Below are 21497 nucleotides of genomic sequence, written 5' to 3' on the forward strand. Positions count from 1 at the left end.
CTTCAATTAGGCGCGTGTATCAAATAGTCCCGCTCGTACAGTAGAGGTGCTTTTGTCAGCTGGACGCTGATAAACCGCTTCAGATTCCGCATAATATGACATACTCTCAATAGAAAAATCAATATAGGAAAGCGCTTGTTGTATAAGCTGTTGATTCAACTCATTTAATTTTTTCAATTCTACAAGCGTATCCGCTAGATTTTTTTGAATTTGAAGGAGGCGCTGCTTGTCTTCTACATCAAACACAAGACGAGACAACTCCGTAATATTGAGATTCAACTTGGACTTAATACCACGTTCCTGCAAAAATTCATATGCTGCCTGCAGGCGTCGCTCATCCAGCTGTTCAATGTGTCTGGACATCTTCGATTCCTGGTTCATGACTAGAATGAGCTGATCTACCTTATTTGATATCAGTGCTTCTTTTTTTTGATTTCCTAATGCAATCAACTGCTCGTGAGCCTCTCTAAGTTGCTCTAGCACATCAATCAATCGCTCTAAAGGCATATTCCTTCACCTAGCTTTCAGAAGACTGCTTGAAGTAAGGCAACAGCTTCTCTGCAATTTTATCGGCATCCACACGATAGGTACCAGAAGCTACTTGCTGCTTAAGCTCCTGAATTTTCTTAACACGGTCTGCATCACTGCTGCGGTTCAGCATTTCCATTGCTTCTGGAGAAATCGAAACCTCGTCCTTACGGCGGGACTTCTTAAGCTCCTCTTGACGTCCTGTTTCAATATTGCGTTGATATGGATTAATAGCTCCGATGCGGTTGGTCTCGTTAATTTTCATAACTTCCACCTTCCTTAGTTATTTGATATGGTCAGAATGTATCAGACGACATAGCGTCGAACATGGTTCGTATTATGCCTTACTTCTTTATTTTGTGCATGGTTGCTAAAAATAAAAAAACCGATAAGCTCTATAAAGATTATCGGCGGTATTTGAAACTTTTTGAATAGCTGAATGCGTTTTTAATTCCCCTGTACTACTTTCCACGAAGTTTATCAATCGCGCTGTAGGTACCTGAGCCCATATTATTACTTTGATCCTGATTACTACTTTCGCGTACAGCCTGATGCAGGTCTTTAGTCAGACGTGTTCGACAAGAATCGCACATATGCCCTTCACGAATCGGTATCCCGCATACCTCGCAAGGATACGTCATATTGGGCGCATTAGCAATGGAAATACGTCCCTCACGTATAAATGTCGTGATTTGCTTTACGGATACCTCAGTAGCCTCTGAAAGCTCATGCATATGAATGCCCTTATTTTCACGTATATGTTTGACACAGCGTTCGTATTCAAATTCAATTTCTTTAATACAGTTCTGACAGATTCCCCTGACGTTCTTAATAAACAGCTTTCCACAGCGAGGACAGTTATCCAAGTTCATCCTCTGTAGCGCCCCTTTCCAATTTCCGATCTTTAATTACTTTTATCCTTACATTAACTTATAATGAAGAGCCTCGTCTAGCAAATATTTCAAAAAAGATTTTCGGATTTTACACAATTGCACATCTTAAAAGTTATCATAGTAAAAGAATAAGAGAGAATGATCCATCAGCAAAAGTTTCTCTACATCTATATACATCAATATGCAATGACATAAAAATAAAGAAAGCCTATGAAAGCTAATAGCTCAGCCTATTGCATGTGTCTATTTATCGTCAAACATTGCTCCATACTTTAGAATAGAAATAAAATAAGCGCCATTCCAGTTATTTTCGGGAATAGCGCTTCATTATATAATTAAAATAGCTATATATGAATATGAGTAAATGTAGAAATTAAATATCAAGATGAGGGAAAAACCGGGCGAAACAATCCTCAGAAGAATTCATGTTCACCTGTGCCCCGAATGACATCAAGAAAGCCCTGTAAATCCGGGGGAACGGCGCCCATACGAATGCTCCGCACATGGAGTGTGGGTATTCATAAATCTCATGGACCTAACATCATCTCAACTTATAACCTATCTGAAATCAAGCTAGATGCACCAACGGAAATTTGCAGCCCAAAAAAACAAGCTATTTCACAAATAATTATTCAAAAAAGCATTGTTTTAATAGAGGCCTTCCCGTATACTATAGTCAAACGCTTGGTTTAAAAAACACACTTCATTATTCATTTATAATGATAATTATTTATTTGTGTTTGCTTGCGGTACTTGCAATTCTTGACCTGCTTTAACCAGGTTGTTGATTTTAACCAGTTCTTCAACAGTTACACCGTATTTTTCAGCAATAGAAGCCAATGTGTCGCCCTCTTGAACATTTACAGTGATTGTATTTACAGTTGCTGGTGTTTCAGTTGTAGTCGTTGCTGGTTTTGTGGTTGTTGCTTGATTGTTGTTCTCAGTAGCTGGTTGAGCTGGTGTTGTAGTTGCTGCATTTTCAGTAGTTTCAGTTCCAAAAAGTTTTGCTTCAAATGCTTTTTGTGCTGCTTCTTGTTGTTGAATGATCAGTTGTTCTTCAGCTTGGTCTCTGTTGCTTTCTGTGTTCGATTTTGCCATTACTTGACCTGTTGCAAGTGGACTCAACAAAGATACTGCACCTAAACTAACTGCCAACATGCTAGATACTGCTACTTTTTTCATTACGTTTTTCATGATTTTTTCTCTCCTCTTTTTAGCTTTAAATTTTAATTAACTGCTTTACTACTGAGCGAGACACTCCCAATGTCCGCTCTTTAGTCATTAGCTAATCACTTATTACCAATCATGTTAGCTATCAACAGATAGAAATTGTACTCCTATTTTCCAAAAAAATCAACCTCTAAATTGAAATATTCTGTTTTCATCCCTCACTTCCTTACTTTTTGTTTGTCTCTATATTTTTATTATATACCTCTCTCTAGCTCGTTGTCAAATCCTGCTGATTGTATGGTTTAAATGGCTTCTGCTCTATCATCTAATTCTTCCATTAAGGGAATTATACCCTTTTTTCATAGTTTCAAGCAAAATAATCATGAGAAATACTGGAGATTGGACTTATGATCTGGCTAAAGTCAGGCAAAAAATAGTCAAATGTATTCCTTGCTCTAATGCCTTTTCTCTCAATACACGTGCACACGCCTGCAATGTGCTCCCCGTTGTATAAATATCATCTACAAGCAAAACGGTAACGAAAAGCTTACCCTTCGTAACACATTGAGATTCAGCTTTTAAAATAAAAGACTTCATCAAATTTGTCATGTTGGGGTCGACAGAAAACGCATTATTCATTGTGTTCATGCGTTCCTTTTTTGATTTAAAGCTTTGTTTGCCTGTATCTTGTGGACGAGAAAGTAATGATAGGAAGGGGAGCTTATTCCGCCTAGCGATCTCTTCTGCCAATATCCGAGCCTGATTGAAGCCTCGCTCTGTCAGCCTTTTCTCACTTACTGGGACACAGGTCACTACATCCACACTCCACAAAGATCGCTTGAAACGAGAATGTTTAAGACTTGCAAACTCACACCTCATCGCCTGATAGGCTCGATTCATGATCTCACCCAGCAAGGAACCATACTTTTCATTCCCGCGATATTTGAACTGTCCAATCCATTCTCTCATCATCGGCGTATAGCTGGTTGCACTCCGATTGCATACAAAGTAACGTTCTAATCGGTCAAATTTTACGCAATCCGGGCAAAACGTCGGACGTCCGCAATGAACACAACGAATGTTGTAAACCCAAGGAATTTGAAGCGAACAAGAAGTACATATCCCAGAGAATTCAGAAAAACGTCCTGTGAAAGTGCCGCAAGCGATACATGTTTGGGACTGACGTTGGAATAACCAATTCAAAAATAGACGGGTTCTTGGAATCATCCCCATACCAGAATGCACCTTTCTTGGTAGTTTACGTACTGACATTGTTTCAGGTTTCACATTTCCAAAAAAACTTTTTTTATTTAATACATTTAGTGCTTCAACTCCTTCAGGTATCCTTTTTTCCGAGCCAGTGCATTCATTCGTTTAATTTGTCTAATCGCTCTCTTTTGGCCTCGAGTCCATTGGGGCGATGTAAAAATAACACCTCCACACGGATCATCCTTGGACCTTCCCGCGCGACCAGCCATTTGGACAAGAGAGGCTTCATCAAAAAGACTGCTGTCCGCGTCTAACACATACACATCACTCCGTGGAACAGTCACCCCTCGCTCCAAAATAGTCGTTGTGACCAGAACTCGTATTTCAGTAGCTCGAAATAAGCGCACTTTAGCGGTCCTTTCTTCATCCTGTGAGGAGGTTCCAGCAATAGTTACATCAGGCAATTGTTTAATCAGCAGCTCCACAAGTCCCTGAATATGTGAGATTCGTGTCACAAACAGGAAAACCTGTGCTCCACGTTGTATGGATACGCGTAGGCGTTGAATAAAGGATGCGGGAAGCCGACCTTTTTGCAGCCAATGTTGCACTGAAGCAGTCCCCAGGCGAAATGGGACAGGTAGGGGATGACGATGAAAACGAACGGGAACCTTGGCGTGTGGCAGTAAACCGCGTGCAGCCTCTTTCTGTAAAGCATGCGGTGGTGTAGCAGACAAATAGATAAACTTGCCCTTTGGCTTACATACTGCTCGTGCAGCAAAAGCAAGCATAGGATCATTGTGATAAGGGAACGCGTCAATCTCGTCAATCACAACCAAATCAAAGGCTTGACGATAACGCAATAGCTGATGTGTCGTTGCCAGTGTAAGCTGTCCCCTTTGCCAGCGTTCTGCGCTTCCCCCATAGAGCGTCACCATACTCACATCGGGAAAAGCAATGGCCAAACGAGGGGCTAACTCCAGTACTACATCACGGCGTGGTGTTGCCACAAGTGCCGTTCCTCCATGGTCCAACACATATTGCAAGAGCGGAAACATCATTTCCGTCTTGCCTGCGCCTGTTACAGCCCAGAGCAGAAAACGTTCTACCGTAGTACCGTGCCCTTGCCGATCAGCGCTATACCTTGCATCTTCGCCAGGTTTCTGCGAAGACTGCCTGCTGTGGGCAAGGTTGCTGCCCTGCGAAGAGGCAGCATCTGATCCCCGGCACGCAACCATGTCGCGCCGGAACAACGCCCGGAGCCCACCGCCTTCCGGGCGAAAACGTCCCCGCACTTCGCCGTGCGGTGCGGCCAAAAAGCGCAACGCCGCTTCCGCGGCGGCACGCTGTGCAGGGCTCAGCCCCCAGCGGTCGAGTTCCCTCGCCGGGGCTGTGCCTGCTGTGTGTGGCAGGGCGGGTTTCGCTGCACCGCGCAGCAGCAGCGAGCATTCACGGCTGCGCCCCAGCGCGAGGCATGTCTCGCAGTAAGCGCACGCCTTACGTCCGCACGATGCACAGCTCGTGCGGTGCACTATCCCGCTGCCACAACGGTTGCAGCGGAGTTCATGCGTACGCGCGGCAGACCAGCGCGTGCGTGTTGCTGGAGCGAGGCCAGCAGCAAAGCTGAGTCGGCCTTGCAGATATGCAAGCTGTGCAGCGGATCGCCAAGTACACTCCAAACCTGGCGCTGCCTCTGCCAGTAGCGCTTCGGCTTCCGGAACGAGTAACTGGCGGCCTGACAACAAATTAACCAGCTCATTCGCTTGTCGTGTTAAACACTCCCTTTCCAATCCATCAATTCCCGTGACGAGGCTCCTTTTTTGAATAGAACGTAAACCTCCGTTTGTTTCTCGTCCCTCATTCCTACTTTCTGTGCGAGAAGTCCACCCTTGTCCACCATCCCAAATGCATATATTTTCTACTCCTCTAGATAAAATCCGTTCTCCGTTGAAAGGCTCAGGAGCCAGTCCACTTTTTAGCTGTGCGAGAATATAAGCCCACCACTGCCGTTTTCCCCATCGCTCCATATCTGCTAATTCCTTAAATGTTTCGCACAACTTAGTCCCCCAGGACAAGGGAAGCTCATCTCCTAATAACACCCATCTTTCGACAACATTCTCTTGCCCCTCATCTTGATTCATCCACCATGTCATATCTACTCGAATATCCACAGATAATCGGAGAGTCCAATTCCCTTTATAACTCACTGCATATACTGCAATTTTCACCTTCCCCTTCTCCTCCCATTCATAATTTTTGCGGTTCTTGTCACCCCAGAGAACAGCAAAAAAGCACACTCCTATGGCTAATAGCCTGAAGTGTGCTTCACATCAAGTAGATCTCAACGAAATCCCTGTCGTCTTGCCTATGCAACTGTTTATAAACATTTATATCCGATTTTGACCACGATGTCCACAATCCCCTGTCGCTAAGGAACAAGTGGGGCGTCCGCCAACGACTTGACCGTTCTAAGATCAATAACAACCTGTTTTTCACCGCCTGACTTCGGTAAGACCGGGTTCCCCGGTGAAAAACGACTTGAAATGACTGAAACATCCATATGACTATAGCGCACTAACCGTGTCAGAATCGGTAGCGTATCGTCCATAGATTCATCATCCAGTACTGTCACATGTAGCGGCCTCCGGTGTAACCAGGCAAGTATGTTCAGCGAACGCATCACCCATTCCACACGATCTCCGTCATTGGACGTAATCACAATATAGCGAGTCGCACGATGACCCGGAGATATTGCGCGTGAATCTTCACCATTGTGATAAGCCTGAACCGCCTGTCGTATATACATAAGATGAACGACTGCGGCTCCCACACCATATATAAGCAATATCCAAACCAAGTGAGCCGTCACGAGGGTTCCACCTCCTCCTATAGCGACAATATATGCCGTATAACAGGAAGAGGTGTCACGGTTATGTACTGGGTTTCCGTATGAGCGGACATATCGCTCCAAAAGAAAGGCGGTACAGCATTCATATCTATTAGCAGCTGCATCGTCTAATGCATGGAAAAACTACACTTTACAGCGTAACCCATCCATATTTGATTGAGTTAATAACTGCTTGTGTACGGTCATCAACCTCCATTTTCTGCAGAATGCTGCTGACATGGTTTTTGACCGTTTTCTCACTAATGAATAAATATTCACCGATCATCTTGTTGCTCTTACCTTCAGCCATCAGACGCAGCACTTCAGCTTCACGGCGGGTCAATGGATTATTTTCACCTGCGACAAACTTCACGCCGGCTTCCTTCGTATGACCTTCAGCCATAGCCCCTGTTTCGTTCAAGTAGGTCATCCGGCGAAGCTGCTGAATGAGTTTACCCGTTACCTTCGGATGGATAAACGCATATCCTTCATGAACCGAACGAATTGCATTAATGAGAGACTCGGCCTCCATATCTTTTAACAAATAACCATTGGCTCCCTTGCGCAACGTCTCGAATACATAGCTTTCATCATCATGAATGGATAAAATGATAACTTTGACATCCGGGAACATCTCACGCAGTTTTTCAGTTGCCTCTACACCATTTTCAATTGGCATATTAATGTCCATCAGAACAATATCCGGTTTCTCTACGTTACAGAATTCCAACACTTGAATGCCGTCGCCACATTCTCCGATGACCTCAATGTCGTCCTCCATATTCAAAATACGTTTAAGTCCTTCACGGAACAACTGATGATCGTCCGCTAAGAGAACTTTAATGGGTGCATTACTAATTTCCTGATTTTCCATGTTGTTACTCCTTTCCCTTTTCCACGTTGGTTGGGATATGAATCACTATCTTGGTGCCTTGATTCTCAGCTGATTCGATCTCCATTCTCCCCTCGAGCAGTTCAACCCTTTCCCGCATACCAATCAGACCAAAATGCCCATGATCTTTGCTTTTTTGCTGAAAAAGCTCTGGCTTGAAGCCCAAACCATTATCCTGCACCACGATTTTTACAAGCTGCGCCTGATAGGTAATCTCAACAAGCACATAGGTAGGATAAGCATGCTTGGCAGCGTTGGTCAAAGCTTCCTGGATCAGACGGTAAATGGCTGCTTCCATCGCGGAAGAGAGACGGTGTTCCTTGCCCCTTGTTTCAAAAAGCGATCTAATCTTTGTTTTTTCTTCAAAATCCTGCACATATTTCCGGAGCGTCGGAATAAGTCCCAGATCATCCAGGGCCATAGGACGCAAATTGAAAATGACCTTTCGCATTTCCTCAAGACTGGAGCGAACCTGTTTCTTCAAGTCTACTATTTCGTCCTGAACCATCTTAAATTCCTGCTTGGCGATCATTCTTTCCACAATTTCCGTCCTAAGCACTAGATGCGCAAGGAGCTGCGCAGGTCCATCGTGAATTTCACGGGATATGCGCTTGCGCTCCTCTTCCTGAGCTAAAATAATTTTCAGACCAATAAACTGCCGATTTTTGGCCGATTCGATGATCCGCGTCACTTGTCCCAATTCGCCCGACAAATATTCTAGCACGACCCCCATCTGCGAACCGATGGTTTCGGCGCGCTCGACAGAAGCCTCGACACTTTTGGCCCGCTTTTGAAGATCATCTCTTCTGGCTTTGAGATACATTTCCTTCTCACGGAAAATCATCACATCGAGTTGAAGCTGTGTTGCCTTCTCATAAGCCTGCTTGATATCCTCTTCCGAATAGCGCACGAAGTCACGGCTGACCTCAGTCAAACGAATGCGGGACCGCCGATAGTTCATTTCCAGCTGGTCCACCTTTTCGATCGTTTCTGCCGTTTCCTTCAAGACGCTCTGGAGCTCCTGATTTAACGTGACCAGCTCGGTCCGGGCCGTGTCCAATATTTCGAACATCTGATATTTGCTGTTCTCCATCACCTGGATGGCATTTTTAATGACTCGGTCTATGATATCGGCTTGAAAGTCCACAAATGTTCTACTCCAATCCTAGCATTTCAAGTATATATCATACCATATCATGACTGAAGGGTGATGGTCTTCGTTTCCTGTTCCCATTTTACAGTCATTCCTAACTGCTCAGACACGAGTCTTAATGGGACTAAAGTCCTACCTCCTAGCACAACGGGTGCAACATCAGTGCTTTGACGCTTCCCGTTCAGAACAACTTCTTTTTTCCCTACGGTCAAATCCATCAGTACACCGCCGCGCATAATGGTGATCCGCTGATCGCCCGCATTCCATTTGGCTTGTCCACCAAATGCGTCCAGTACATACTTGATCGGAACATACGTTGAACCATCGCGAGTCATCGGAGCGGCATCAATCGTGGTCGGCGTTCCGTTCACCGTCATTGATTTTTGCCCGATCGTCATTTGAGCTGTTCCTTTTTTGAGTCCTTCTGTACCGACCGTTCCCGGTGTATTAAAAGAAATATTATCAAAAGCAACCTTGCCTGTTTTAGCGCGCTCGTCCTGACCCTCTGCCACATTGACCACATAAAGACGCTTCAGCTTCGCAGGATACGAAATATTCAAACCGCTCATATCTGCATTAATGGTTTTCCAGCCGTTCCAGTCGATCACTTTAGCGAGATCAATATATGCTGTTTTGCCTTGAGCATCCTCTAGCTCTGCACGCAGCCAGTTCAGACTCTTATCCCCTCTGACATCAATCGAGATGGAAGTAGCCGCCTGTTCAAGCGTTTTCCCAGATGTGCCGTTCAATTGAGCGTAAGCATACATTTTACCGCTGCCGTTCGTCATATCGTAGTTCAGCTCTAGCACTTTGGAATTGGCATGGTCGCCATCTCCTTGTACAACAGCCGCTGTGCCGGTAACACCTTCCACATTCGAAGTAAAATCAACCGGATACGAAACATTTTCGAAGTTCTCCCAGTTGTTTGTACTTGCTCCGCCAGCAGACAGGAAGACGACAGCGCTGAAACCATCATAGCGACCGATGGCATAGCCCGTTTTCACACCTGCATCCACCGTATTTACTGTAAGCTGATTGTCCTTGACACTTCCCTTAAAGCCGATGAACTCCCATTTGAGCGCATCTGACGTAATGCTGACACTCTGTCCATCTTTTGTCTTTGCCGTTACCGGTACAGCGATTTTAGCTCCAGCGGTAAGCGAGCCAGTTCCAGTGCCTGCGGTAAGTGATGAAATTTCATCTGCTCCAAGCACCGTGACCTTGGTTGTAGCGCTGGCTGAGCCACTGGATGCCGTTAAAGTAGCCGTTCCTGGTTTGGCTCCCTTTACAACGCCGCCGCTCACTGATACAACAGCCGGATTGCTGGATTTCCACGTCACTTGTACTTTCGAGGTATCAAATGGATTGTAGTAGTTGTCATACCCTTTGAAGGAATAGCTTCCGGTCTGTCCAATCAGCAGCGTTTTATTGCCCTTGATGGTGAAGCCTTTGAGCGTTCCTTTAGGAGCATTGGTATATACCCCTACTCCATTTACAATACTACGTTGCTCTGTACCATATTCTGTATTGAACGTAAGCCCCGCTGTCGTATCTCCCAAATCACGGGTCACCATGGTGGTAGAGCCGCCCCCGTCAAGGTTCATCCCCTTCCAGACGCCAATATCCTTCATCAGCGTTTGCAGCTCGCTCAGGGATACACCAACGCTGTTCCCATTCTTCTCAACAGCTATGACATAAGCGTAACGCTTATCACGAGAATATCCCAGAGCTGTACGCGCACGCGTCCCGCCTATGCTTGTTGTGCTCCGAGAAAATGAGGTTTTCTGACCGTCATTTACTAATATGGTATGTCCACCAATCATCATCTGAAGGTTAGAAGGATCTACTTCACTCCCTGTCGATTTAACACGAAGATGATAGCTCGTTTCTACGGTTTGTCCCACGGTCAGATGCGCTTTGGCATAATCAGCAGCTTTACCATGAGTACGTAAAATATAGCCATCCTGCGGAACGGTCATATTCAACGTAGCATTGTCAGAGACTTGTGTAACTACACCATTTTGTACCAATATCTCGGTGGGCGTTGTCGAACTGTTTTTGGGGCGCTCAATTGCTTTCCAAGAAGATGTATATATATACATAGCATTAGAGTGACTATAGTTGCCCCCACTCGTCTCAGGGGAATACGAAGCCTTGTTCATCCCCGCCAAAGAGAAGGACGACCCATCTCCAGCTTTCACTGTACCTTCAAAAGTAAACTGCTCCACCATCGGAGAACCATCCTTGGTTACAGCAAAGGCATACATACCCGTTAAATCAGACGGAGTAGACATCAACACACCCTTGGATACTTGTCCACCGATCGGCGCTCCCTCGCTGGAGGTATTAAAATAATCCCCGTTTACACCAGCAACCGCCCCGGTCTCTTTTGCCATGCCACCTGTGCTCTGACGGGTCGTAAACTGTCCATTCTTCCCCGTCATGACATCCAGCTTAACGTACGGATTTTGCAAGTCCACTCGAATGATATCAGCTAGCGCTGTTCCTTTGGAACCTTTAAAACGATATTTCAATAATGTTGCACCCGAAGTAATGATCTCTTCGCCCAATTTGACAGTTGAACCAGAGGCTGCACTTGCAATTGGAGCAGACATCCAACCATTCAAGGGGATTAGAGCCCCAGTTCCAGCAACCGGACCGACCCATAATACCCCTGCCAGTGTTAACACGGCCCATCTTTTAGCGATTCCTCTGCCATTAACTTTCACTTTACTCTGTTTCTTATTACTTAAAAACATTTGGATAATAGCTCCCATCTTCAATGTATTCAAACGGTTTTGTTCCGCACGTGTACTCTATCAATAAACAAAAAAATCCTCTTATGTTAATAGACTTATTATATAGGCAAAAGTTACGAAAATCCCGTCAACTAATTCGTAAAATCTAAAACGGTGAATTGACGAATGCAATATTGGCGCACTATAATACATTTGAACTAATAAGTTCAAATAATACTGATTGGTTCAAAACTCTAATTATGACCCTACTCGGAAGGATTGATAATCATGAATAAACAACGAGTCATCATCATATTCACTTTATCCCTGAGCATCGCAATCACCGGATGTTCTACAGAAAAAAAAGATGCCGCTCTAGGTTCATCTGCACAGCCAACCGTTGTACGCACTGCAATCGTCAAATCCACGCCCCTTCATACAGCCTATAACTTGTCAGGCACTCTTCAAGCCTATGAGGAACGTACGCTGGCTTTTCAGAACGGTGGTATTGTCGCTAGCGCAGAAATCACTACCGGTACAGCTGTACAGAAAGGTACAACCATTGCCCGTCTAGATGACGCTGACTATAGACTGCAGGTTGCACAGGCGACAGCCTCTATTCAAGAGGCCTTGGCCGGTATGGATAACGCACAGGCTAACCTACAGGCAGCTGCCTCTGCGATCCAATCTGCCGATGCTGGTATCACGAGCGCTCGCGCAAATGTCAGCAAGGTCAATAAGGGCGCACGTGCTCAGGAAAAACAACAAGCGCAAGCCACTGTAGATAAGGCGCAAAGCGCCTATATCAAGGCAAAGACAGATAGCGAGCGTACACAAAAGCTGTTTGAGGCGGGCGCAGCCACCGCGTCGGATAACGAGAATGCCCGCCTGAACGAAACTGCTGCTCTTAAAAATCTGGAGCAAGCGAAAGACTCCCTGTCCCTTTTGCTAGAAGGGGCAACAGCCGAAGACCATCAATCGGTCCAGGCTTCCTTTCAGGATGCGCTTGCAGGTAGAACTAAAGCTCTTGCAGCCACTGAACAGGCTGAGGCTTCCAAGAAACAAGCCAGTGCTAACTACCAAAAAGCTCTTGTCGCCAAGGGTCAGGCAGAGCTAGCACTATCACGCACCCGTTTAACCTCTCCCGTGAACGGCGTAATCTTAGATAAAATCGTGAATACAGGTGATTTGGTCGCGTCAGGGCAAGCCGTCTATCGCATAGGCTCCATCGACCGTCTCAAAGTACTGCTTCCTGTACCAGACAGTGAAATTAAGGATTGGAAAAAGGGACAACAAGTGAAAGTTGTGCTCTATGAAGAAACTCGTCAAGGTACGGTGTCTAACGTCTATCCTTCAACCAGCACCGATACAGGAAGGGTTAACGTAGAAATTGTTATAAACAATCCACAGCGAGACTGGTTACCCGGCCAGGTCATTAAAGCTGCTCAACAGGTGACAGACAAGAATGGGATTCTCGTACCTGCCGAAGCGGTCATTAATACGGGCAGCAAACCTTTTATTTTCAAAGATGTTCAAGGAAAAGCTGTAAAAATTCCTGTGGAGCTTGGTAATCAGGTTGTAGAAAATCAGTTACAAATCGTATCGGGACTCCATGAAGGTGAACGTATTGTCGTTAAAGGGGCAGAAAGCCTGTTTGATGGAAATGCGATTCAGTCGGAGGAAGGCGGACGACCATGATTGAGTACATTGTAAAAAAACGAAAAATTACATTGCTGTTTTTTGTCATGCTGATTTTGGTCGGAATCTTCGGCTTTTTCCAGCTACCACAGCAGGAAATGCCGGATGTCACCATACAGAATGCTATGGTAACAACAGTCTACCCTGGTGCTTCACCACAAAAAGTAGAACAAACCGTAACCAAAGAGCTAGAGAAACGCATTAAGGAAGTAGAAGGTGTTAAAACGATTAGTTCGACTTCTGGTAACGGATTCTCCTCTATTTTAATCGAATCCAAAAACGGAGTTGATCCTCAAACGGTTTGGGATAATATGCGTAAAAAGGTGCAGGATGCACAAGCTGATCTTCCTCAAGGCGCTGAAGTGCCTGTTGTAAATGACAAGCTAACCAGCTCTTTTATCGGCTCCTATGCCCTAACAGCTGACTCTTCCGCACCACTGTATAAACTAAATGATTTAACAACAACTTGGAAAGATCAGCTTAATACCATTTCTGGCGTATCTAGCGTCAAATTCAATGGTCTCCCTGATCAAGAAGTACGTGTCCATATTGACAACCAGAAGCTTCAGCAATACCAGCTGTCATGGGGACAAGTAGCTCAAGCGATCCAGTCTCAAATTGATCGGGTTCCTACCGGTAATATTGAATACAACGGACGTACCTATCAACTTATTGTTCGCGAGACCGAAAAAGCTGATGAATTGAATCAGGTTCTTTTGACACGCACCAAAGAAGGTAATCCTGTTTATTTGAGAGATGTCGGCACAACGGAGCTGGCACATCCTAATGCAGAATACTTTGCCTATGTAGAGGGTAAACCGGCCATTACGCTAAGTATCGGAGCAGAAACAGGCACAGATATCCCTTCTATGAGTGAAAAGGTTAATACCAAGCTCAAAGAACTGGAGAAAACACTTCCCGCAGGTGTTCACTTTCAAACTCTTTTTGCACAAAAGGATCAGGTAACTCATATCTTTGACGACTTAAAGCGTGAAACGATTCTTGCGATTGCGGCCGTTATTCTCGTTTGTATGTTGGGGCTGAATATGCTCACCTCTGCATTTGTCGCACTGGCAATTCCTATATCGGTTTCGATTGCCATTATCTTTTTGCCTATGTTCGGCATTACTCTAAATCAGATTTCCGTTGTCGGTCTGATCATCGTACTCGGCATACTCGTGGATGATGCCGTAGTTGTAAATGATAATATTGAGCGTAGACTTACGGAATTAGGAGAATCGCCCTCAGTCGCAGCTGTAAAAGGTACCAAAGAGGTCATGCTTTCTATTTTGGTTGCAACTCTGGCCACCATCTCAGCTTTCGCGCCATTGTTGTTTCTGCCGGGAAACGTAGGGGCCTTTATTAGACCCATTCCCGCTATTGTCTCCCTGACCATGCTTGCCTCTATGATCATGTCGCTTACCATCATTCCTATTTTTCGAGAATGGTATGAGAAGCGCAGACAGGCTCGTCACCCTCAGGGTAAATCTAAACCAGCAGGCTTGCTCGGCCAGCAGATTCATTCTTTAAACAAGCTCTATTCACAAAAACTGATGCCTAAGGTCATTCAGCGTCCCTTGCTGACAGCCATGGTCGGACTCATGCTTGGAACAGCCGCCTATGGATTAGTTCCCTTTACTTCAGTTGAACTATTCCCTGAGTCGGAAGATCCTCATGTTGCACTAAATATAAAAATGCCTGTAGGCACTTCAATTGCGGAAACCGACCAGGTCGTTAAAGACCTTGCAGGCTGGGTGAAAAAGCAACCTGAGACTTCCAAGGTCGTCTACAGCGCTGGAGGGACTGCCCCACAACTGTTTAGTGACATTAATAGTTCGGGTGGAAATATTAGTTATAACGAAACGGTGGGGCAGATTGCTGTCGTCGGCAAAGAAAACGTATTCGATCTCAATACGACAGTGGATGCTTGGGAACAACATGTTAAGAAATCCTACCCTGGAGTTACAGTTACGATGTATGTTCCTCGTCTCGGGATTCCAGTGGGTAAGCCCGTTTCTATTCGTATCTCAGGTCAGGATCTGAATGAACTGCAAACCCTTGCCCAAAAAGCAAAGGAGCAGATCGCGACAGTAGAGGGCACAACAGGCGTCGTGGATGATATAGGAATTGAACGATATGCACTGGAGCTTGAGGTCAACAAACAGGCGATGGATCAGTACCTAGTAAGCTACACCGATTTGACTCGCACCCTGCTTCTATTAAAAGAGGGAGCTCAAGTCAGCCAATTTGATACTGGAAATAGTCTAGTAGATATTAAAATGTATTTGAATCACAGTGACGAGGAGCCAAGTAAGCTTTTCCAACAATTAAGTGTAGTTAATGCAGCTGGTAAGCAAATACCATTAAACCAGCTCGTCCAGATTAAGCCGTCATTTGCTATTCAGCAAATCAAGCATTACAATATGGAGCGGACGATTACGGTGGAAGCCGACTTGAATGGACGAACTGCAAGCGAAGCGATGGTTGACGTTGAAAGTAAGCTGGCGCAAATGAAGTTCCCAGAAGGCTACAAATGGGAGGTTGGTGGGGAAACCTCTGACCAATCGACCATATTCAAGGACTTAGGACAGCTGGCGATCGTTGTAGTCTTGCTCATTTTACTCTTGATTACCATGCAATTTTATTCTCTCTCCATTCCTATTATTATTATGACGACCGTGTATCTGGCAGCAGCCGGCGGGATTATTGGTATTTTCTTGACTGGTATGCCTATCGGTTTTATGAGCATCATGGGAATTATTGCTCTCGCAGGCATTGTTGTGCGGAATGGGATTGTGTTAATTGAATTTATCGAGGATGCACGACATGAAGGAATGGAATTAAAGGAAGCCGTAATACAGGCAGCCGCTGCTCGCTTCAGACCGATTTTATTGACATCTTTGGCAGCAATTGTAGGTATGATTCCGTTAGCACTATTGGGAAGCCTGCTCTTTAAGCCACTGGCGTTTACCGTCATTTTCGGTTTGTTATTCTCGACCTTGTTAACCTTGTTTGTCGTACCGTCCTTGTATATGATCATGGCCAAGTACAAGATGCGCCGTCAACTCAAAAAACAGCAGCACACAGTTATCACACGTGACCAACCTTTGTGAGGTATGAAGTGAATTCGCATGCTGTCGAGTTGGTCGGTCCCTAGGGGGAAGTATGTATGGAAAGTAAAAAAAATGATATTTTACAAGCGGCCATTCGGCTGTTCTCCAGAAAAGGCTATTATTCAACATCTGTTGAAGAAATCGCCAAAGAAAGTGGGATGGCGAAGGCATCCTTTTATAAATATTTTCAAGGAAAAGAAGAACTCCCTCTAGAAATGTGTATCATTCTGGAAAATAACATTGAACAAGACATCCGGGCTCTCTACAGTAAACCTGATCTTTCTAAGCATGATAAACTGCACGGTTTTATTGTACTTTACTTGAAAAATCTCGTTGAAAATAAAGTGTATCTTATGATGGATCTTCCTGAGCCTTCTATGCTTATTTTTCAGAATGAACAACTCAATTACGCGTTCGAAAATCATGAATATAAATTGTACAAATGGGTTCGCGACTGCCTGATTGATATTTTTGGACCGAGCATTGAAGATCATGCATGGGATATGACCTTTGTACTTAAAAGCATTGTGTTTGAATATATTCGCTTCTTTGCCGATCGGATGAATGATGAAACGATTGAACATCTAACACAGTTTATCATCTTCTTATCCAGTTCCTTGGCAACCAGCCTGAACAATGCTGATTCAGCTCCACATTTGTTCTGGAGCAAGCAAGGCTGGTTACCTGAAAGTGCTCTAAGTAATCCCTTTGACCAAGGTCGTCAAATTAACAGCCTTCTCCACTCCTTGGAAGACAGTATACTGCTGTCTTCGTGGAGTTCAGAGGAGAAACAGGAGTGTCAGCAAATCTACGCTCATTTAAAGGAAGAGGCTCTGAAATCGAACCCTCAAAAAGGCCTCCTGAAAGCCCTTTTTGCGTATTTGGAGCAGTACAAGGAACTGCAAAAGGTTTGTCGTTTACTTAAAAATTTATTGGACCATGCACCGATATCCGAGTAGTCACTCAGCATTCGGTACATCGGAACAAATTCATACTTAACAGCGAAAGACATCAAAAAAAGACTGTTCATGCAAAGCATGAAACAGTCTTTTTGGGTTATTGCTTTTATTTTGATAACATACGAGGAATTACAAACCCGCTTGTTCTTTTAGAATTTCAGCTTTATCTACGCTCTCCCATGGTACATCCAAATCTGTACGGCCAAAGTGACCGTAGGCAGCAGTTTGCTTATAAATTGGACGACGCAGATCCAACATGCGGATAATGCCTGTTGGGCGCAGATCAAAGTTATTTCGGATCAATTCAACCAGCTTCTCATCACTTACTTTACCCGTACCGTATGTATCGACGTTAATCGAAACAGGCGTAGCTACACCGATGGCATAAGCAAGCTGAATTTCCACTTTGTCTGCCAATCCAGCTGCTACGAGGTTTTTCGCTACATAACGAGCAGCGTAAGCAGCGGAACGGTCCACTTTAGTCGGATCTTTACCGGAGAATGCTCCCCCGCCGTGACGTGCATAACCACCATACGTATCCACAATAATTTTACGGCCTGTCAGACCTGCATCTCCTTGAGGGCCACCGATAACAAAGCGTCCTGTCGGATTAATGTAATACTTGGTTTGCTCATCCAATAATTCGGCAGGGACAACTGGCAAAATAACCTTTTCTTTGATGTCTGCTTGAATTTGCTCCAAAGTAGTATCCTCTGCATGCTGCGTAGAAACCACAATAGCATCAATACGAACAGGTTTACCATTTTCATACTCTACCGTTACTTGGGTTTTACCGTCTGGACGAAGGTAATTCAGCGTTCCATCCTTACGTACTTCAGACAAGCGTCGTGCAATACGGTGAGACATAGCGATAGGCAAAGGCATCAACTCAGGTGTCTCGTTCGTAGCAAAACCAAACATCAATCCTTGATCCCCAGCCCCAATATTATCCGTTTCTTTATCTACTTCAGCAGGATCACGGCTTTCCAAGGCAGCATTAACCCCCTGAGCAATGTCCGGCGACTGTTCATTCAAAGAAGTCAATACAGCGCAAGTATTATAGTCGAAACCGTATTTCGCACGTGTATAGCCAATTTCCTTAATCGTATTACGTACAATGGATGGAATATCCACGTATTCCGATTTGGAGCTGATTTCACCAATGACGAGAACAAGACCAGTAGCTACCGATACTTCACATGCTACCCGTGCATTAGGGTCATTAGCCAGAAAGGCGTCCAATACAGCATCGGATATCTGATCACAGATTTTATCCGGATGGCCTTCTGTTACAGACTCGGACGTGAACAAATGACGGCCTTTTACAGACATGAATTTCAACCTCCCACAATTAAAATACATGAGGATTTATAAAAAAATCCTGACATGGCAATGGTATTATTCAGATACCTTCAAGCCAACAAATGGCGGGAGATATCTTGTTACACCTGATTAATAAAAAATGAACCTTTTCCGTTAGGAAAAGGTTGCGTACAAGCCTCAAATGCCATGATATCCTATTTAAAACAAGGTGTCAATTCATACAGCCCAATTACAACTTTCGAAATTGAGGTAAGTTTACATGCAAACCATTTTCGATTCACATGTAAATAACCCCAGTTTATACGCTACTATATAATCAAAAACTGTAAAAATTATTGCAATTTACAATGTACCATATTCAGATAAGCTGCGTTCAGCAGATTGTATCAATCGCTTAGTAATTTCACCACCAACTGAACCGTTCTGTCTTGAAGTTAAATCGCGCCATGCTACATTTTCGACTCCTGCAAACTGTCCCAATTCTGCAGCAAACTCACTGTCAGCCTTAGGTTGTATATGTGTATATTGGGGATTATAAACAGGCAGCCCAAACTCAGCAGCGATCTCATACTTCAAATCATCTAACCTGGCACGGCTTTCAGGAATTAATCGTCTTTGACCTCTTGATGCCATCGTATACACCCTCCACTAAACGTATTGTCTTTCATGGGGTTAGTGTGCAGCGATTAGGTTCAACTTAGCCAAGAACAATTTGCTATCCCAAGCAGTATTTAAGAAAAAGAGCCACCGAAAGCTGCTTATATACAAAACAGTTTACTGAACAGTATAACCGCCTCGTACCATAACAACCAGACCAAACTTCTGACCTTCTTTTACTTGAATACCTCTTCCTTCTCTAGGAAAGGATAATAAATGATTTTTCTCGACAGCCTGATTATGGACAATTTCCGTTCCAGAAGTAATATCAATAGCACCACTGGCATCCATACTATACACAACGGCATAGCCATTACGTAAAATAAATTCCGAGCCTGCTTTGGCAATCAGTTTTTGACCAGGCTTTACATCAACTACCTTTAAAGCTTCTGTCTGTTCTGGTGTGGAAGTTTTTCCTGCACCAGAAGTTCCTGACGCCGTTGTGTTAGAAGTAGCGTTTGTTGCTGGAGCATTCGAACTAGTCGTTTTACTACTCGTGTTACTTGCTGGTACTCCACCTTTAATTGCCTGAGCAATTTTTTGGTCGACATAGCTTTTGGTTACGACTGGATCATCAGCTGTACCAGGTTGTCCAGAACTGGAGGCACCATTAACTGAATTGTTCATTAAGGAACCAGCAACAATTCCTCCTCCAAGTAAAACAGCAGCCAACGATACTTTATAGCGTGATTTCATGAAGTCCTCCTACAGCAGGTTATAGCAAGTATAGTTAAGTTTTAATTATTGTGCGCTAGCTCCAGAAGAACCCTGCATAGCCCAAGGCTTATCAAATGCCAACTTCAATGTATCAATATTTGTAACTATATCTTCGGCCTGTTGCTCAGCAGTAGTCACTTTCAAATTAGCTTCATAAACCTGTAGCTCTGTAGCCAACCCAACATCAAATTGCTTCTTAGCCATATCAGCCGCACTTCTAGCACTCACCAAACCAGCTTGAATCTGTGAGTACTGGCTTTCTAATGCTTTGATGTTATTATAAATTGTTCTTACTGCTTCTTCGAGTTGTCTCTTTGTACCCTCTGTTGCATACTGAGCTTTCTCGACATTAAGTTGTTCAGCTTCGTAAGGTGTGTTTCCTGGCGTACTAAAATTGTAGAGCTTCAAGCTCAATTCAGCTAAATCCACTTTTTGCTCGCTCAGCCAAATGGCCGTGCTGCTGGTAAGTACTTGGCTTACTTTAGTTTCCACATTATCTTTGAACTCAGAATATGCAGGTTTATCCTTTAATTCATAACGTTGCTCTGGTTTGTAACCAATTACTTGGTTCAAAGATACATATGCACTATCTAGATCTTTTTTTGCTTTCTCTAAAGCAGCTTGATTTTGAGTCACCTGATTAGTTGCTTGCGTAACCTCATAGTCACTCGACATCTGATTATCTCGTTTAATTTGTGCTACTTTCAGTTTGCGCTCGGCATCTTCAATATTCAAAGCAGCCAGCTTAACGGCATTTTGCTTTTGAAGAAGCTTATTGTAAAGATCCTTCACATTGTACTCAATACCTTCTTTAGTCATATCCAAGTTCTTTTTAGCAGCCTCATAATTAAGGTTCGTTTGGGCATAACCTTTAAAAGCTTTGTCTTGTGCTTCATCACCTGCTTCTGCTGGAACAAAGTTAATATCCTTGCCAGCTTCTTTCATGATTTTTCCAGCCTGATCGATATTCGTTGCTGCTGTTTTAACTGAAGTACTATCAGCTACGGCCAGTTTAACTGCATCCTTATAGGTCAAAGAATCATTATAGTAGGTATCATAAGTAACTTGGGTCACAGGGGTTGCGAGAGGCTTACTGGACAAACTATTGGTTTGATCACCAGTAGTGCTACCATTAGCTTGATTGGAAATGGTCACTGTTCGTGTAGCCTGATCCCAATTTACTTTGGCGCCTAATGATTGGCTCACAAAACGTAAAGGAACGAGTACTTGACCCTTTTGAATTTGAGTTGCTGCATCGAGCTGCACAGGATTACTATTTTTATAAGCAAGTTTAGAACCAACATTTAAAGATAACGTATCGTCATTTTTAGATGCTGTCACTTTTTTAGCTTTGCTGTCCCAATCGACTTTCGCGCCCAAGCTTTCAAAAACACCACGCAGAGGCACCAAGGTTGTATTTTGACTAACAACCGGGGACTGGGTATATTGCTGAGTTACACCGTTAATAATAACCTTTATATCACCTGGTTGAGCTCCTGCAAGACTGGCGAACGCAGAAGAAAGAACCAATGTGGACAGTACTGCCACTCCAAAACGTTTCAT

Annotated in this window: 17 protein-coding genes; 3 read left to right on the plus strand and 14 right to left on the minus strand. The window is 44.1% G+C overall.

Going from position 1 to position 21497, the window contains the following annotated elements:
- Positions 1–6: 6 nt before the first annotated feature.
- The 10 genes from KAI37_RS23545 to KAI37_RS23590 form a co-directional block, all read right to left on the minus strand.
- The gene (locus KAI37_RS23545; RefSeq protein WP_076294041.1) at positions 7–507 is read right to left on the minus strand and encodes a flagellar protein FlgN; all 501 of its coding nucleotides are present in this window, start codon (positions 505–507) and stop codon (positions 7–9) included.
- A 10-nt stretch (positions 508–517) separates the two neighbouring features.
- The gene (gene flgM / locus KAI37_RS23550) at positions 518–793 is read right to left on the minus strand and encodes a flagellar biosynthesis anti-sigma factor FlgM (protein WP_039271505.1); all 276 of its coding nucleotides are present in this window, start codon (positions 791–793) and stop codon (positions 518–520) included.
- A gap of 196 nt (positions 794–989) precedes the next feature.
- Positions 990–1400, minus strand: coding sequence for a TIGR03826 family flagellar region protein (locus tag KAI37_RS23555; protein WP_023990675.1), 411 nt, complete (start codon positions 1398–1400; stop codon positions 990–992).
- A 747-nt stretch (positions 1401–2147) separates the two neighbouring features.
- Complete coding sequence (locus KAI37_RS23560) at positions 2148–2615, minus strand: LysM peptidoglycan-binding domain-containing protein (RefSeq protein ID WP_220026231.1); 468 nt, start codon at positions 2613–2615, stop codon at positions 2148–2150.
- A 381-nt stretch (positions 2616–2996) separates the two neighbouring features.
- On the minus strand, positions 2997–3824 hold the full coding sequence (locus KAI37_RS23565) for a ComFC family protein (RefSeq protein ID WP_258383016.1): 828 nt from the start codon (positions 3822–3824) through the stop codon (positions 2997–2999).
- 86 nt (positions 3825–3910) lie between these two features.
- Positions 3911–6025: a helicase-related protein gene (locus tag KAI37_RS23570; RefSeq protein ID WP_071643315.1), complete on the minus strand. Its 2115-nt coding sequence runs from the start codon at positions 6023–6025 to the stop codon at positions 3911–3913.
- Positions 6026–6225: 200 nt separating this feature from the next.
- Complete coding sequence (locus tag KAI37_RS23575; protein ID WP_025719114.1) at positions 6226–6666, minus strand: hypothetical protein; 441 nt, start codon at positions 6664–6666, stop codon at positions 6226–6228.
- A 169-nt stretch (positions 6667–6835) separates the two neighbouring features.
- Positions 6836–7558 carry a response regulator gene (locus KAI37_RS23580; protein WP_007432713.1) on the minus strand — a complete coding sequence of 241 codons (723 nt, stop codon included), beginning with the start codon at positions 7556–7558 and terminating at the stop codon, positions 6836–6838.
- Between the two features lie 4 nt (positions 7559–7562).
- A complete protein-coding gene (locus KAI37_RS23585) occupies positions 7563–8723 on the minus strand; it encodes a sensor histidine kinase (RefSeq protein WP_013312293.1) in 1161 nt (386 codons plus the stop codon).
- A 47-nt stretch (positions 8724–8770) separates the two neighbouring features.
- Positions 8771–11488, minus strand: a complete 2718-nt coding sequence (locus KAI37_RS23590; protein WP_076294037.1) for a stalk domain-containing protein — start codon at positions 11486–11488, stop codon at positions 8771–8773.
- Positions 11489–11755: 267 nt separating this feature from the next.
- Here KAI37_RS23590 and KAI37_RS23595 point away from each other — a divergent pair, with 267 nt between their 5' ends.
- The 3 genes from KAI37_RS23595 to KAI37_RS23605 are packed head-to-tail and all read left to right on the plus strand — an operon-like array spanning position 11756 to position 17237.
- Positions 11756–13165, plus strand: a complete 1410-nt coding sequence (locus tag KAI37_RS23595) for an efflux RND transporter periplasmic adaptor subunit (protein WP_071643319.1) — start codon at positions 11756–11758, stop codon at positions 13163–13165.
- Positions 13162–16278 (plus strand): efflux RND transporter permease subunit, encoded by a 3117-nt coding sequence (locus tag KAI37_RS23600; RefSeq protein ID WP_071643321.1) that lies wholly within the window; start codon positions 13162–13164, stop codon positions 16276–16278. The genes KAI37_RS23595 and KAI37_RS23600 overlap by 4 nt, the downstream gene beginning before the upstream one ends.
- 56 nt (positions 16279–16334) lie before the next feature.
- Positions 16335–17237 (plus strand): TetR/AcrR family transcriptional regulator, encoded by a 903-nt coding sequence (locus KAI37_RS23605; RefSeq protein ID WP_071643323.1) that lies wholly within the window; start codon positions 16335–16337, stop codon positions 17235–17237.
- Between the two features lie 129 nt (positions 17238–17366).
- Here KAI37_RS23605 and metK read toward each other — a convergent pair whose 3' ends face one another.
- The 4 genes from metK to KAI37_RS23625 all read right to left on the minus strand — a co-directional run bounded on the left by metK (position 17367) and on the right by KAI37_RS23625 (position 21497).
- Positions 17367–18569 carry a methionine adenosyltransferase gene (metK, locus tag KAI37_RS23610; protein ID WP_220030326.1) on the minus strand — a complete coding sequence of 401 codons (1203 nt, stop codon included), beginning with the start codon at positions 18567–18569 and terminating at the stop codon, positions 17367–17369.
- A gap of 333 nt (positions 18570–18902) precedes the next feature.
- The gene (locus KAI37_RS23615) at positions 18903–19193 is read right to left on the minus strand and encodes an alpha/beta-type small acid-soluble spore protein (RefSeq protein WP_071643325.1); all 291 of its coding nucleotides are present in this window, start codon (positions 19191–19193) and stop codon (positions 18903–18905) included.
- A gap of 141 nt (positions 19194–19334) precedes the next feature.
- Entirely contained in the window at positions 19335–19913 is a 579-nt protein-coding gene (locus tag KAI37_RS23620) for a hypothetical protein (RefSeq protein ID WP_220030327.1), read from the minus strand.
- A gap of 45 nt (positions 19914–19958) precedes the next feature.
- A complete protein-coding gene (locus KAI37_RS23625; RefSeq protein WP_220030328.1) occupies positions 19959–21497 on the minus strand; it encodes a stalk domain-containing protein in 1539 nt (512 codons plus the stop codon).

The sequence above is a fragment of the Paenibacillus sp. S25 genome (assembly GCF_019454085.1).
Lineage (GTDB): Bacteria > Bacillota > Bacilli > Paenibacillales > Paenibacillaceae > Paenibacillus > Paenibacillus polymyxa_B.